The following is a 13,279-nucleotide window of genomic DNA, read 5'->3' on the forward strand; positions in this document are numbered from 1 at the left end:
GAATCTGCCGCATTGCTTCGCTGTGCCAGCTAGCGCGCGTTAACGCGACATCAAGCGAAGCACCGCTTGCTCACGGATGATCATACGCCCGGAGTCCGCACGCATGAGCCATCTGTCCCTCGACGACCTCCTCGCCCAGCCAGAAGAAGCGGCCAAGCGGGACCTCGCCGACGCAGCGCCGATTGTCAGCGGACCGGATTTCAGGAAAGCCATCGACAACGCCTCGCCCGCGGCACGACGAAAGCTGCGCAAGCTGGCCGACATGCTGCGGCGTGCGGTCAAGCTGGCGCATTCAGGACATGGCCCGCAGGCGGCGAAGCTGGCGATGAAAGCGCTGGACGCGGACCCGGAAAGCGCGCTCGCCAACCATGTGATGGGCGTCGCCCTGGAAGAGCTCGGCCGGCTGTCCCTGGCGCTGGAATTCTACCAGCGGGCTTATGAGAAGGATACGAAGTCGCCCGACATTTATCAGTCGCTGGCGATGGTGGCCTGGAAACTCGACATGCTGCCGGCGGCGGAAAAATTCCTGCGGGTTTTCCTGCAAATGATCCCCGGCCATCCCGATGGCACAATCAATCTGGCGGGCGTGTTGCGAGACCAGGGACGCTTCGATGATGCCATCGACCTGTTGCGCACCACGATTTATGCCCATCCGGATCATTTCGATCTGTGGAATGCCCTGGGGACCGTGCTGATTGAGGCTGGCGATCCGGTCCAGGCCGCCACCTTTTACCAGGAGAGTCTTCGCCTCAATCCGGAGTTCGGCCGCGCCTGGAATAATCTGGCCTACGCGCATGATCTCGTCGGCGATGTCGAGGACTCCATCACCGCGTTCACGCGGGCTATCGAATTCGCCGCCAATCCAAAGGATGTCGCCGTGATGCGTCATGGCCGGGCGCTGTCCTATCTCGGCCTCGGCGATCTCGATCGTGGCTGGGCCGAGTATGCCATCCGGCTCGATCCGAATTACAAGGACGCCACCCTGTTCCAGATTGATGCGCCGCTGTGGGATGGCGAAGACCCCGGAGAGCTGCGCGCCAAGACCGTGGTGATGGTCGGCGAACAGGGTCTTGGCGACGAGATTATGTTCATGAACGCCGCGCGCGATGTCATTGACGCTGTCGGCCCCGAAGGCGAGATACGCATCGCCTGCGAAAAGCGCCTGATCCCGCTGTTCCGGCGGTCCTTTCCCGACCTGGTGATCGATGCACACGCGTCCGCCCGTCTGGAAGGCCGCGACTGGCGCATTGCCGACAGCTTGCTGAAAGACCGCACCCCCGTCGATTTCTGGTTCCCGATGGGCAATGCCTCCCGGGCTTTCCGCGGGTCGCTCGACCGCTTCCCGGACGCGGCGAGCTTCCTCACAGCCGATGAAGCGACGGTCGCGCACTGGCGGGACTGGCTGTCGAGCCTCGGGCCGGGTCTCAAAGCCGGCCTGTTGTGGAAGTCGCTGAAGATGACCGCGCGGCGCCAGAAGTATTTCTCGGCGTTCGACAATTGGCGCCCGGTGCTGGAAACCAAGGGGGTGACGCTCGTCAATCTTCAATATGGCGATGTCGAGGAAGACATCGCGCGGGCCGAAAAAGACTTCGGTATCACCATTCATCAGCCGCCGGATATCGATCTGAAAAACGATCTCGACGGCGTGGCCGCGCTCGGCAAGGCGGTGGACGTGGTTGTCGGCACAATGAATGCCACCGTGAACCTGGCGTGCGCGGTGGGCGGATCGGCGCTTGTCGCAACGCCGACCGCGCGCGGCTGGTCACGGCTCGGCAGCGATGGCCTGCCCTGGTATCCGACCGCGCGGCTCTTCCATTCCGAGACGTTCGGCGACTGGAAAACGCCGGTGAAGGCGATCGCCGATGTGCTCGCGGAAGAGGCCAAGGCCGCCAAGAAGGCGGCGTAATCACCTCATGTGCAGAAAAACCCGGCGATCGACACTGGCCGCGGCTAGCAGACCGCCCATGAGCGCCCCGGGAATGCCCGGGCTGACAACGTCCTGTCCGGCCAGAAACAGACCCGGCACCGGTGTCTGCGCGCGCAAGGCGTCCGACATCACGCGCTCCGGTGTCACGTCCAGACCGTAAAAGGCACCTTCGCGGTGTCCCGTGAAACTGACCGTCGACAGGGGCGTGGACAATTCGCGGTAGACAACGAGCTTGGCGAGTTCGGGATAGTAGCGCGCGAACATCGCCATCAGCGTAGCTTCGGCACGTCGCTTGAAGTCCGCATAGTCTTCGCCGCGCGCGCCCGGCGGACGGTCTGCCCATTGCGCGACCGTCGACCAGTCAGCCCACACGATAAGCTGTCCGGTGTGCTTCTGTCTTGGCCCCGGATCATGGGCTGGATTCTTCAGCGAACCGAAGCCGATGGTCATTTGAGGCGGCGCCTCGTCCGGTGCCGCTGTCCAGACGACATCGGTTTCGCCGGTCGGGAAAATCCAGTGATTGGCCTTGGTGGCGCCGGCGGCTTCGATATCCCCCTCAAATCCGAGGAAGACGTTGAAGTGCGCGATGCTGGACGGCAGCGCCCGGATCTCCGCGATCCACTCGTCATGGCCGGCATCCGCCGGCAGCAGCCGGTCGACGGTCTCACGCGCGCCGATATCGGAGATCACGGTCTTTGCGCGGATTTCTTCACCGTCGCTCGTGCGGACCCCGACCACTTTTCCTTTGTCCATAATCAGCTTCTCGACCCGGACACCGGCGCGGGTCTTTCCGCCCTGTTTGGAAATCGTCGGAATAATGTGTTCGGCATAGGCCGCCGCGCCGCCGGCCGGATACCAGGATCCCGAGATCAGATAGGCGCCTGCGATCAGGGCATGCATGCCAAAGCTGGCCTTGCCCGGCCGGCCGCCATGATCGCCCCACTGGGCCGACATCGCGGCGGCGAGCTCCGGATTGGCGGTCAGATCGTCGATGACTTCCTGTGTCGTCCGCGCGCAATACTTCTCGATGGCGCGCCGGTTCCACCAGTCGATAATGTCGCCGGCAAGCTCCGGCATCGCCCGGGTCGGAAAGGTCTTGTAGACCGTTTCCCGGCCTTCGCGCAGCGCCTGCGTCCAGGCGGTGATGGCTTCAGTTTCGTCGGGGAAGCGGTCCTTCAGATCCCTGTCCTGCGCCTCATAGGGCCGCGACAGCGGCAGCGGCGGCGCCGAACCGATGTGCAAAATATCATAAACCGAGCCCAGGGACACAAAGTCCATTGGCGTGTCGCAGATCCAGTCGAGCAACTCCCGCAACTTATCGTCCGGCGACATGGAGCTGAGATAGTGCACCCCGACATCCCAGGTGAATCCGTTTCGGGAAAAGCTGTGAGTCAGGCCGCCGAGCGTTTGATGCTGCTCAAGCAACAGCACTTTGTGCCCGATCCGCGCCAAGGCCGCTGCGGCGGCCATGCCGCCCATGCCCGAGCCGATGACGATCACATCCCAGCCGGGGGAATTTGACGCTTCAGCGCCGACTTCGGAATTTGCCACATCATTCTCCTCTTCCAGAAAAACCTGAAGGCAATCCGCACGTCGCAATCCGAGATTACCGGCCCCGGGCGCGCCCGTCGGCCCGACCAATTGACGCATACGTCAACGCTCGGCGCGCTTTACGCTCGGTGACACCGCCCTATGCTCCCGCATCAACAAAGGAGCCGCCGATCATGCGTTTTGAAGGGACCGACCAGTATGTTGCCGACCGCGAATTGCAGGCCGCGGTCAATGCCGCGATCGCGCTGGAGCGGCCGCTGCTGGTCAAGGGGGAGCCCGGCACCGGCAAGACCGAGCTGGCGCGCCAGGTCGCCTCGGCCACGGGTGCCACTCTGATCGAATGGCACGTCAAATCGACGACCAAGGCGCAGCAGGGGCTCTATGAATATGATGCGGTCTCGCGCCTGCGCGACAGCCAGCTCGGCGATGAGCGCTTCAACGACATTTCGAACTACATCAGGCGCGGCAAGTTGTGGGAGGCGTTCACGGCCGATGAGCGGCCGGTTCTGCTGATCGACGAGATCGACAAGGCCGATATCGAGTTTCCGAACGATCTTCTCCTGGAGCTCGACCGGATGGAATTCCATGTCTATGAGACCGGCGAGACGATCCGCGCCAAGCAGCGGCCGATCGTCATCATCACCTCGAACAATGAGAAGGAATTGCCGGACGCTTTCCTCCGCCGCTGCTTCTTCCACTACATCGCCTTCCCGGACGAAGAGACGATGCGGGCGATCGTCGGTGTTCACTTCCCCGATCTGAAGAGCCGGCTGTTATCGCAGGCGCTGAAGACCTTTTTCGAGATCCGCGACGTGCCGGGACTGAAGAAGAAACCGTCGACGTCGGAGTTGCTGGACTGGCTGAAACTGCTGCTGGTCGAGGACATCGATCCCGAGCTGCTTGCGGAGAAGGACCCGAACAAGCTGATCCCGCCCCTGCATGGCGCGCTCTTAAAAAACGAGCAGGACGTGATGCTGTTCGAAAAGCTGGCCTTCATGCACCGGCGCCAGCAGCGCGGCCCGCAGGGGCCTAGTGGCGGACCGGCCGGGCCGGTGGCTTAATATGCTTGCGGCACTCGTTTTTCTTCTTCAAGCGAGCGCCCAATCCGAATGCTTCGAAAGCGCAAGCGAGCGCGAAAGTCTGCTGCAGCTCGCGGAAGACCGATTTGATCTATACGACGATTCAGGTTGGCGACTCGTTTCGTCACGCGGCGGTCATTGCCGGATTCCAGCAGCCGAGCTGATACTGGATTATATCGATCTGAGTGACGAAGAAGGGTTGGAGCGGAGCTATCTCCTGCACTGGCATGCCGGACAGCTATTCGCGTTTGCAGATGAAACCGCGGATGCTTTGCGACAATTCCGACTTGCCTATGTCTCGCCTCAATCATCGTCTGATGCAATCGTCGCGTGGAATGCGTATGTCACTGGCACCATTGCGTTTCTTGAAGACGATTGGTCTGGACTCACACAGGCAAGGGCAGAGATGCCGAGTGTGAATGCGCCAAACAGGCCGGTATTGGACGGCCTGATCAATTGTTTCGGCCAGCCCTACCGTGTCGCCTATAGTCAGAGATGCCGCCGATTGACCGATAACAGTGAATAGGCGCTGGTTGCCGATCAGTAGAAAACCGTAGCGATGCAGCTTCGCTAGTCCGTCAGATCGTCGAGATCGACATTCAGCGCACGGGCGAGACGCTTGAGCGCTGCCAAACCCGGCGTCCGGTTACCGGTTTCGATCTGACTCATATAGGCCCGGCTTACCCCGGCGCGCCGCGCCAGCTCCGCCGCTGTCAGATCCCGGTATTCCCGCCAGACACGGACCGGATTGCCGCCCGCAACCAGGCGGCGCGCAATGTCCGCCGGGACGGCCTCCTCTTCGCCCGACGCGATACGCGCCTGGATGCTTTTTGCCGCGGCGAGGTCGGCGGCGTCGACCAGCGCCTCGTACTCCTCAAGCGGCATCATCACCATTGTGCCGCCATCGGGTGTTTTGATCGTCTGCATGATCGCCTCCTATTCGTACACCCCGCCGCGCGCCCCGATCTTGAGCACGGCCAATATCCGGCCCTGATCGTCCATGATGACGCGCCAGTCGCCGACTCGCAGGCGGATAAAAGCGCTGCCCTTCAGCCTGCGGATATTGTTCGCGAGACTTTTTGGGTCGGCTGCGAACTGATCGATCTTGCCCATAATGCGTTCGGCTTCAGGGCGCGGCATCCGCCGAAGCATTTTAAGCGCCGATCTGGAATAGCGCACGTCCTTCACGATCGCATATTAGCATATAGCTAATATTTTGCAAGCTAATTGCTAAAACCATGAATGCGCGTGTGGATGGTCCGCAAGCATGGTGGGCTTGTGATCCGAAGCTGTTTCGCGGGACGAGCTTCAGTTCGAAAGGTGGCGGTAGGCGACCAGCACGTGGAGGACGAACAGGGCCAGGAATAGCGCCCAGGTCAGCGGCGGTATTCTGCGGGGCTGTTCATGGCTTGCTTCCGCCGCCAGTGTCCGCCAATGGCCAGACCACTTCGGTGCGCCAATCTGCAACCCTGGCAACTTCGGCAGGTGACGTGACATAGCTTTCCCATGGCGGGCCATCGCTTCTCAGACCGTTGGCCTCGATCCAGGTCTCGATCGCGGCATGGGTCTCGCCCAGCGACCCGTAATCGCCGGAATGCGTCGCGATCGCGGCCGGACCGGCGCGCAATTCACCGGCTTCGATCTCGCCTTCCGGAGGAGCGTCCTCGGACACAGGAATCGCGCAGTCGACGGTCCACAACCCCTGACCGACGGATATGTACCGCGCCACCGGCTGTCCGGCGACGGCAATGCCGGACCGGATGCAATGCTGAAATATCTTCGGAAAGCACTCGGCAAAGAGCGGCTGCAATTGCGTGCGGGCGACGCGGCGCCGGATAAAGAGGATGGGCTGACGCTCGATGGTCGCGAGCGCGATCTCGGAAGTGGGCATAAATGACCTTTCCTGTTCCGTTCGGAAATTCGTCTGGTACAGGCGCAGGCACGGACCGACCGCCCGCACCAAATCGCCCGAGATGCTGGTCTGCGACGCACCCTTCGCGGATTTACAGCGGGCCCGATACTCCCGCGGCGTGCAACCGATCAGGCTTCGAAAGGCGCGCGTGAAGGACTCATGGCTCGCAAACCCGGTATCCAGCGCGACCGTCAGGATGCTGCCATTTCCGGATGCCAGCGCGACCGCCGCGCGCTCGATCCGCAGCCGCCTTGCAAACTGTTTAGGGCTCTCCCCGGCCTGGCGTGCAAATTTCCGCTGAAGGTGGAATTTCGATTGTCCGAACCGCTGCGCCAGACGATCGAGCCGGTGATCGTCTTCCGGACAAAGCGCAAGCGCCCGCAAGGCACCAAGGACAGGCATTCCGGTATCCATAACCGTCTCTTACGCGAATTTTGCCTTGTGTTCTTGACGTTTCTTGCGGCGCACGGTGCTTTCAGTCGGCATTGTCTTCCGCCAGCAGCGCCACAGCCTTGTCGCCGATCATCTCGCCCAGTGCCGCAAAATCGCCGGCGCGCGGGCTGCCCTTGCGCCAGATCAGGCAGATCGGGCGGGTCGTGCCGGCCAGTTTCAGCTTGCGGCCGACCACCGCCTGGTCGTTACGGATTTCGCTGCGCTCATAGAAACGTGGAAAGACCGACAGCCCCATGCCCATGCCGACCATCTGGCGCAAGCCGTCCAGGCTGGTGCCCTGGTAATCGTCAAGCAGGTGCGCTCCGGCCGCGGTAGCGATGGCCTTCATCTGATCGGTCAGGCGGTGCCCGTCCTCAAGCGTCAGCATGTTGCGCCCGGCGATCGCCCGGCCGGGTATTTCACTGCGCTGAGCGAGCGGATCATCGCGCGCCACGCCCAGCAGCAGGTCCTCCTCGAACAGAAACTCGACATGCAGCGCATCGGATTGAACGGGTCCGGCTGTCAACGCGCAGTCATGCGTGCCCGCCAGCACGCCGTCTTCCAGCGCGCCGGACCAGGCCTCCCGCACATAAAGCCGGAGATCGGGATAGCGGCCGTGCAGAACCGGCACGATGTGCGGCATCAGATACGGGCCCAGCGTCGGCAGCGCGCCGAGCCGAATCAATCCGCCGAGATTGGCCTGTCCGGAGCGGACCACATCGCCCAGCTCGGAGACGCTTTGCAGGATGTTGCGGGCGCGGGCTGCGATCTCGCCGCCGACCGGCGTCAAGCGCGCGCCGCGGCGGTCGCGCTCGATCAGCGTCGCCCCCAGCCGGTATTCCAGCTGGCTGATCTGTTCGCTCAGCGCGGGCTGGCTGACATGGAGTTTTTCGGCGGCGGTCTTGAACAAGCCGGTATCGGCGATCGCAACCAGTGCGGAGAGCTGGCGGAGGGTCGGTTGGGCCATGGATCATAATTCGGTTTTTCCGAACTATATGTCAATATAATTCGATTTGATAAAATTAGGTCCAAGCCTCATATCGGTCTCGTCGATTGAAACAGAAAGGAACAAGACAATGTTTGGCCGTTCATCCGCTCCCAAGAAAAAACAAGCGGATCTCGAGCTTAACCCCCGCGCGGTGACGCGCAGCCTGGCCACCCCGGGCGGCCTCCCCCGCCGCCTGCGTCAACGCCGCAGGTACCGTAACCAGGACCTCGCCTATCCGGGTCTTGGCGTCTGACGCGCCGTCTGAAAACAGCCCATCCTGCCTGACCCCAAGGGGGCTGTCGCGGGGCCGCAACTCACCTCCCCCTGTCCCTCGTGAGTTGCGGCCCCTTTTTCATGACAAGAGGTGGCTCCGCTTAGGTGCTTACATCGTATATCGATCAATGAGCGTCACTACGCTGACTGCCGCGCCTAGTATCAAAGCTGCCGTGGTTACAAGCCAACTGATCAATCGAACTAGTTTTCCGGATACCGACTGTTCAAACCGCTCGCGTTCGAATCCTGACAACTCGGCGAGTGCAAACGGTAAACTCACGACGATATTCAGCAGCCGCCAAAGCCACCACAACGGATTAAATGTTCGTACCCACGCATATATTTGGTCGTTCTGATATCGACCAATTGCTCGATCCATAGCGTCCAATGTTGCTTGCTCGGTTAGCTCGAAAGAGCGTAGGCGCAACAAATCTCGAAACAAATCGAAGGAAAGTCGATAGCCTCCGATGGCCGGCGCGGGCAATTGTTGCATAGTTGTTTGCACGTCTGCAGCTCGAACAATGTCGCCGACATGCAGCAGGTCTTCGTTCAAAGCTGGTCTGAGTGCGCTAGCGTGATCGTTTTCAATCGGGTCGTCGACCCGCCAATTGTGCTCAACATTGTCGAAATAATCCGTGACCTTCGTTCTGAAACCACGAAGCTTGGCTAACCGATACTTGTTCTCGAATACCGTGACGTGTTTGTAGTGAGTTTCGCTCATTCAGCCCGTACACTACACTGACAAGTTGTTCGCCTCAAACATTGTAAGCTGCCATGTCCCTCCCCCCCGACCTCTTGCACCCTGTTGAAGCCGCGCCCTCCATCGTCTTCCTGAAGCCGTTGCTGGAAGACCATCCCAAGGCCGAGGCCGGGGATTATTCCTATTTCCATTCCTTCGATGATCCGGAAGCCTTCGCGGACAATATCAAGTACGCCTTTGACTTCATCGACGACCGGCTGGTGATCGGGAAGTTCTGCTCGATCGCGCACGGGGCGAGCTTTGTGCTCAATGGCGGCAATCATTTCGCCGACCGTTTGTCGACTTATCCCTTCCCGATCTTCGGCGAGGCGTTCGGTGCGCCCGATCCCGGCCCGTGGCCGAACAAGGGTGGCATCACGATAGGCCATGATGTGTGGATCGGCTGGGACGCGACGATCCTGCCGGGCGTCAGCGTCGGTCATGGCGCCATCATCGCCACGAAAGCGGTCGTCGCGTCGGACGTGCCGCCCTATGCCATCGTGGCCGGTAATCCGGCGAAAGTGGTGAAGTATCGCCTGCCGGAGGGTGATATCGCGCGGATGCTGGCGATCGCCTGGTGGGACTGGCCGGTCGAGCGCATCGCGGCGGCGGCGGAGGCGTTGATGCAGCAGGATGTGGGAGCGCTGGAGGGGTTCGCCGACTGACCTGTCCCCGAATTCACATGACCCCATGCGCGGCTCCGCTAGGTTTCGGGCGGGTCATAAACGGGGGAGATCATGCCGAAAATTCTTTATGCGAAGCCGGTCCTGCCATCGCTGGACGTGCCCGCCAGCCTGAAATTCTGGGAAGACGGTTTCGGTTGCCAGACCTGGCTCTACGAGGACGGCAAGTTCGGCGGCGTGCAGCGCGACGCGATGGAGCTCTATTACTTTCACACCGACCGCAAGGAGGTGTGCGAATGGACGTCCTGCCGGCTCGATGTGGACGATGTCGACGGTTTCCATGCCCTGGCGAAATCGGCGGGCTGCATCCATCCCAACAGTGATATCGAGACCAAGCCGTGGGGCTATCGCGAGTTTGCCGTGCTTGATCCGTTCGGGGTTCTGGCTACCTTCGGGCAGAACCTTGAAAGGGCGTGATGCTCCACCAGTTTTTCACCCATCTGCGCGCCGCGAAAATTCCCGTGACGACTCGGGAATACCTGACCTTGCTGGAGGCGCTGGATAGGGGCGCGGTGCGCCCGGAGATCGATCATTTCTACTCGGTCAGCCGGGCGGCGCTGGTCAAGGACGAGCGGAATTACGACAAGTTCGATGCGGTGTTCGGCCATGTCTTCAAGGGCGTCGAAGCCCTGAACATATTGTTCCAGACCGAGGACATTCCGGCGGAATGGCTGCGTCAGGCGATGGAAAAGCTGCTGACTCCGGAGGAGATGGACGCGCTCGAAGCGCTCTCATTCGAAGAGTTGATGGAGACGTTGAAACAACGCCTGGAGGAACAGGACGGCCGCCATGAGGGCGGATCGAAGTGGATCGGTACCGGCGGCACCTCGCCCTTCGGCCATGGCGGCTATAATCCTTCGGGTGTGCGGATCGGCGGGAAGTCGCGGCACAAGAAAGGCGCCAAGGTCTGGGAACAGCGGCGCTATAAGGATCTCGACGGCGACAGGGAGCTGGGCACCCGCAATCTGAAAGTCGCGCTGCGGCGTCTGCGCAAGTTTTCGCGCGACAGCGCCCAGGAAGAGTTCGATCTGAAGAACACGATCGATGCCACGGCGCGGCAAGGCTGGCTGGACGTGAAGATGCGCCCCGAGCGGCGCAATGCGATCAAGGTGCTGGCCCTGTTCGATGTCGGCGGCTCGATGGATCCGTATGTGAAATCCTGCGAGGAGCTGTTCTCCGCCGCCCGCTCGACCTTCAAGAATCTCGAATATTACTACTTCCACAATTGCGTCTATGACGGGGTTTGGAAGTCGAATTTGCGGCGCCGGTCGGAAACCGTGCCGACGATGGACGTGCTGCACAAATACGGGCGCGACTGGAAGATCGTGATCGTCGGCGATGCCTCGATGGCGCCCTATGAGATCACGCATGCCGGTGGCTCGGTCGAGGGCTGGAATGAGGAGGCCGGGGCGGTCTGGCTCAATCGCCTCGCGGAGCACTATCCCGACCTCGTCTGGCTCAATCCGGAGCCGGAGAAATGGTGGCAGCACGCCTATTCCATCCGGCTGGTGCAGGACATTATCGGCCCGCACCGCATGTTCCCGCTGACCCTGGAAGGCGTCGATAACGCCATGAAGGAGCTCGGGCGCTAAGCCATTTCCATTTCCTCTTCCGCCGCCGAACCGATGCCGAGTTCGCGCTCGACGCGGTGGATCCAGGCGCGGACGGCCGGAAAATCTTCCAGATCGAAGCCGCCCTCATGCGCGACGCGTGTGTACGCCACCAACGCCACATCGGCGAGCGACATCGTCTCGCCGAGCAGGAATTCGCGGGCCATCAGGCGCATTTCCATGACGCCCAGGGCGCGCCGACCCTTCTGCATCAGCATCGGGTCGATATCCTCTTCCGGCACGTTCATGAATCTCTTCTGGGCGCGGCGCACGGCGATGGCCGGTTCGTGGCTGTATTGTTCCCAGAACATCCATTCCATCATCTTCGCGCGGTCGAAAGCATCCGCCGGAATGAGGTCGGAGCCTTCGGCGAGATACAGGAGTATGGCGTTGGATTGGGCCAGCACGCGCCCATCCCCGCGCACCAGGCATGGCACCTGCCCGGCCGGATTGATGGCGAGGAATTCCTCGGTCCGCGTATAGCCCGACCAGACATCGACCTCGCGCCAGTCATAATCGATCCCCAGATGATCGGCGACCCAGCGGGTCTTCAGGCAATTGCCGCTGGAACAGTCGCCATAGAGCGTGACGCGGGGCATATCGGTCTCCTTGTTCGGCGCGGCGATGTTAACGCGGCACCGGGCCGCAGGCCACAGGCTTGGCGGGCCGCCATCGACGCCATAGAAGGAAGACCTTCCAAAAGCGAGCGACATTGCCGTGAACGATCCCGATATCAAGACACCCGAAACCTGCACCGATATGCAGGAAGTGCGCGCCGGCGTTGATGCGATCGACCGCGAGCTGGTGCGCCTGATCGCCATCCGCACGGGCTATATGGAAGCGGCAGCCCGCATCAAACCCGACCGCGCGGCGGTGCGCGATGAAGGGCGTAAGCAGGACGTGCTGAACAAGGTGAAGGCGCAAGCGGAAGCGGCAGACCTGACGCTGTCGATCGCCGAGCCGGTGTGGGAAACACTGGTGGAGGCGTCTATTGCCTATGAATTCGAGGTCTGGGACGCAATGCGGTCCTAGCGCGACAGCGCGGTCTCGATCTCGGCGAAAGCCGTATCCGCGGCGCGTCGGACTTCGACAACCGCCACCGGCCAGGCCGCTTGCGGGGCCTCTTCAGCGCGCTGGCAGGCTTCGCCCAGCGCAAAGGCGCCGACGCCGCGCGCCGCACCTTTCAGCGTGTGTGCCGCGGCTTTCCAGGCATTGGGATCGCTGGCCGCGGCCATAGCCGACAAGCAGCGCTCGGCCTGTTCGCGCAACAGGCCGACAAGCTCGGCTTCGAGCGCAGCATCGCCCGCCGTGTAACGCGCCAGATGATCGCGGTCGAAAATCATGCCAGCCTCCCGAACGGATTGGGGACAATCACGTCTAGCGCATAGCGGTTATGAATGTGTTGCGGCGGGCCTGAATTGTCTTGATTTCGTCATTATCAGGCGTATGTTCCGCCGCCTTCCGCGGGAGCCCTCTTCCCCGCCGGCGCGCCTATAGCTCAGTTGGTAGAGCAGCTGACTCTTAATCAGCGGGTCCAAGGTTCGAATCCTTGTGGGCGCACCATTCCAAGTCGGTCTGCCGGAGGCAGAAAATTTGATCCGGGGGATCAAATTTAGATGCGGAATGCCCCGGCAGGGGCCTTCGCTCGCTTCGCGAGCTTCGGCTGGGCAAGCCAATCGTCGAATTCGAGTGAAGGATGTCTCGCCGAAGCCTTTGGCGAAGGCGGACGGATTTTCTTGTGCTCCCTCACCTCTTTCGGTCGCTCCTCGCTTAGTCCAGACACTCTGGACACGCTGCGGGCGCGCGGTCGCGCTTGCCGAACCCTGCCGGGTTCGGGGGCGTGCTACGCTCAACTAAGCATTCGTCTTCCTCCGGCTTGACCGGAGGGTCTCGATGGATCGCGCTCAAGGCTGGGGTGTCGCTGCATCCGAATTCCCTCACCTCTTTCGGTCGCTCCTCGCATAGTCCAGGCAAGCTGGACACGCTGCGGGCGCGCGGTCGCGCTTGCCGAACCCTGCCGGGTTCGGACACCCACGCGTTACAGCAGCCCTTATCTCCGTCTTCCCCCGGCTTGACCGGAGGATC

At 61.7% G+C, this 13,279-nt stretch carries 15 protein-coding genes and 1 tRNA gene; 8 read left to right on the top strand and 8 right to left on the bottom strand.

Features of this window, described 5'->3' with window-relative positions; genetic code table 11:
• Positions 1–103: 103 nt before the first annotated feature.
• On the top strand, positions 104–1,906 hold the full coding sequence (locus tag ACO08C_RS02850) for a tetratricopeptide repeat protein (protein ID WP_421787364.1): 1,803 nt from the start codon (positions 104–106) through the stop codon (positions 1,904–1,906).
• Here ACO08C_RS02850 and ACO08C_RS02855 read toward each other — a convergent pair whose 3' ends face one another.
• Positions 1,907–3,478 (bottom strand): phytoene desaturase family protein, encoded by a 1,572-nt coding sequence (locus tag ACO08C_RS02855; RefSeq protein ID WP_421787366.1) that lies wholly within the window; start codon positions 3,476–3,478, stop codon positions 1,907–1,909.
• Positions 3,479–3,651: 173 nt separating this feature from the next.
• Between ACO08C_RS02855 and ACO08C_RS02860 the strand changes: the two genes are divergently transcribed.
• Complete coding sequence (locus ACO08C_RS02860; RefSeq protein ID WP_421787368.1) at positions 3,652–4,539, top strand: AAA family ATPase; 888 nt, start codon at positions 3,652–3,654, stop codon at positions 4,537–4,539.
• Complete coding sequence (locus tag ACO08C_RS02865; protein ID WP_421787370.1) at positions 4,511–5,083, top strand: hypothetical protein; 573 nt, start codon at positions 4,511–4,513, stop codon at positions 5,081–5,083. The genes ACO08C_RS02860 and ACO08C_RS02865 overlap by 29 nt, the downstream gene beginning before the upstream one ends.
• A 44-nt stretch (positions 5,084–5,127) precedes the next feature.
• Here the strand turns inward: ACO08C_RS02865 and ACO08C_RS02870 are convergent, their stop codons facing one another.
• The 5 genes from ACO08C_RS02870 to ACO08C_RS02890 all read right to left on the bottom strand — a co-directional run bounded on the left by ACO08C_RS02870 (position 5,128) and on the right by ACO08C_RS02890 (position 8,883).
• Positions 5,128–5,484: a helix-turn-helix transcriptional regulator gene (locus ACO08C_RS02870; RefSeq protein WP_421787372.1), complete on the bottom strand. Its 357-nt coding sequence runs from the start codon at positions 5,482–5,484 to the stop codon at positions 5,128–5,130.
• Between the two features lie 9 nt (positions 5,485–5,493).
• Positions 5,494–5,709 (bottom strand): type II toxin-antitoxin system RelE family toxin, encoded by a 216-nt coding sequence (locus ACO08C_RS02875; RefSeq protein WP_421787374.1) that lies wholly within the window; start codon positions 5,707–5,709, stop codon positions 5,494–5,496.
• Positions 5,710–5,959: 250 nt separating this feature from the next.
• A complete protein-coding gene (locus ACO08C_RS02880; RefSeq protein WP_421787376.1) occupies positions 5,960–6,871 on the bottom strand; it encodes a helix-turn-helix domain-containing protein in 912 nt (303 codons plus the stop codon).
• Positions 6,872–6,944: 73 nt separating this feature from the next.
• The gene (locus ACO08C_RS02885) at positions 6,945–7,868 is read right to left on the bottom strand and encodes a hydrogen peroxide-inducible genes activator (RefSeq protein WP_421787378.1); all 924 of its coding nucleotides are present in this window, start codon (positions 7,866–7,868) and stop codon (positions 6,945–6,947) included.
• A 403-nt stretch (positions 7,869–8,271) separates the two neighbouring features.
• The gene (locus ACO08C_RS02890; RefSeq protein ID WP_421787380.1) at positions 8,272–8,883 is read right to left on the bottom strand and encodes a hypothetical protein; all 612 of its coding nucleotides are present in this window, start codon (positions 8,881–8,883) and stop codon (positions 8,272–8,274) included.
• Positions 8,884–8,936: 53 nt separating this feature from the next.
• On the opposite strand from ACO08C_RS02890, the gene ACO08C_RS02895 reads away from it, so the two are divergent.
• The 3 genes from ACO08C_RS02895 to ACO08C_RS02905 all read left to right on the top strand — a co-directional run bounded on the left by ACO08C_RS02895 (position 8,937) and on the right by ACO08C_RS02905 (position 11,176).
• Positions 8,937–9,566 carry a CatB-related O-acetyltransferase gene (locus ACO08C_RS02895; RefSeq protein WP_421787382.1) on the top strand — a complete coding sequence of 210 codons (630 nt, stop codon included), beginning with the start codon at positions 8,937–8,939 and terminating at the stop codon, positions 9,564–9,566.
• A 72-nt stretch (positions 9,567–9,638) separates the two neighbouring features.
• A complete protein-coding gene (locus tag ACO08C_RS02900) occupies positions 9,639–10,001 on the top strand; it encodes a bleomycin resistance protein (RefSeq protein WP_421787384.1) in 363 nt (120 codons plus the stop codon).
• Positions 10,001–11,176: a vWA domain-containing protein gene (locus ACO08C_RS02905; protein WP_421787386.1), complete on the top strand. Its 1,176-nt coding sequence runs from the start codon at positions 10,001–10,003 to the stop codon at positions 11,174–11,176. The genes ACO08C_RS02900 and ACO08C_RS02905 overlap by 1 nt, the downstream gene beginning before the upstream one ends.
• Here ACO08C_RS02905 and ACO08C_RS02910 read toward each other — a convergent pair.
• Positions 11,173–11,793 (bottom strand): glutathione S-transferase family protein, encoded by a 621-nt coding sequence (locus ACO08C_RS02910; RefSeq protein WP_421787388.1) that lies wholly within the window; start codon positions 11,791–11,793, stop codon positions 11,173–11,175. The genes ACO08C_RS02905 and ACO08C_RS02910 overlap by 4 nt on opposite strands.
• Before the next feature lie 160 nt (positions 11,794–11,953).
• Between ACO08C_RS02910 and ACO08C_RS02915 the strand changes: the two genes are divergently transcribed.
• Positions 11,954–12,226: a chorismate mutase gene (locus tag ACO08C_RS02915; RefSeq protein WP_421788642.1), complete on the top strand. Its 273-nt coding sequence runs from the start codon at positions 11,954–11,956 to the stop codon at positions 12,224–12,226.
• On the opposite strand, the gene ACO08C_RS02920 is transcribed toward ACO08C_RS02915, so the two are convergent.
• Positions 12,223–12,537, bottom strand: coding sequence for an Hpt domain-containing protein (locus ACO08C_RS02920; RefSeq protein ID WP_421787390.1), 315 nt, complete (start codon positions 12,535–12,537; stop codon positions 12,223–12,225). The genes ACO08C_RS02915 and ACO08C_RS02920 overlap by 4 nt on opposite strands.
• A gap of 144 nt (positions 12,538–12,681) precedes the next feature.
• Here ACO08C_RS02920 and ACO08C_RS02925 point away from each other — a divergent pair.
• A tRNA-Lys gene (locus tag ACO08C_RS02925) sits at positions 12,682–12,757 on the top strand.
• Positions 12,758–13,279 lie beyond the last annotated feature (522 nt).

Source organism: Hyphobacterium sp., assembly GCF_965229905.1.
In the GTDB taxonomy this organism is placed as follows: Bacteria; Pseudomonadota; Alphaproteobacteria; order Caulobacterales; family Maricaulaceae; genus Hyphobacterium.

What these genes read in the sequence shown, in the direction of transcription:
- ACO08C_RS02880 (WP_421787376.1), bottom strand. Translation starts at nt 6,871, where the DNA reads ATGCCTGTCCTTGGTGCCTTGCGGGCGCTTGCGCTTTGTCCGGAAGAC.
- ACO08C_RS02870 (WP_421787372.1), bottom strand. Translation starts at nt 5,484, where the DNA reads ATGCAGACGATCAAAACACCCGATGGCGGCACAATGGTGATGATGCCG.
- ACO08C_RS02860 (WP_421787368.1), top strand. Translation starts at nt 3,652, where the DNA reads ATGCGTTTTGAAGGGACCGACCAGTATGTTGCCGACCGCGAATTGCAG.
- ACO08C_RS02905 (WP_421787386.1), top strand. Translation starts at nt 10,001, where the DNA reads ATGCTCCACCAGTTTTTCACCCATCTGCGCGCCGCGAAAATTCCCGTG.
- ACO08C_RS02900 (WP_421787384.1), top strand. Translation starts at nt 9,639, where the DNA reads ATGCCGAAAATTCTTTATGCGAAGCCGGTCCTGCCATCGCTGGACGTG.
- ACO08C_RS02895 (WP_421787382.1), top strand. Translation starts at nt 8,937, where the DNA reads ATGTCCCTCCCCCCCGACCTCTTGCACCCTGTTGAAGCCGCGCCCTCC.
- ACO08C_RS02850 (WP_421787364.1), top strand. Translation starts at nt 104, where the DNA reads ATGAGCCATCTGTCCCTCGACGACCTCCTCGCCCAGCCAGAAGAAGCG.
- ACO08C_RS02890 (WP_421787380.1), bottom strand. Translation starts at nt 8,883, where the DNA reads ATGAGCGAAACTCACTACAAACACGTCACGGTATTCGAGAACAAGTAT.
- ACO08C_RS02920 (WP_421787390.1), bottom strand. Translation starts at nt 12,537, where the DNA reads ATGATTTTCGACCGCGATCATCTGGCGCGTTACACGGCGGGCGATGCT.
- ACO08C_RS02915 (WP_421788642.1), top strand. Translation starts at nt 11,954, where the DNA reads ATGCAGGAAGTGCGCGCCGGCGTTGATGCGATCGACCGCGAGCTGGTG.
- ACO08C_RS02875 (WP_421787374.1), bottom strand. Translation starts at nt 5,709, where the DNA reads ATGCTTCGGCGGATGCCGCGCCCTGAAGCCGAACGCATTATGGGCAAG.
- ACO08C_RS02885 (WP_421787378.1), bottom strand. Translation starts at nt 7,868, where the DNA reads ATGGCCCAACCGACCCTCCGCCAGCTCTCCGCACTGGTTGCGATCGCC.
- ACO08C_RS02910 (WP_421787388.1), bottom strand. Translation starts at nt 11,793, where the DNA reads ATGCCCCGCGTCACGCTCTATGGCGACTGTTCCAGCGGCAATTGCCTG.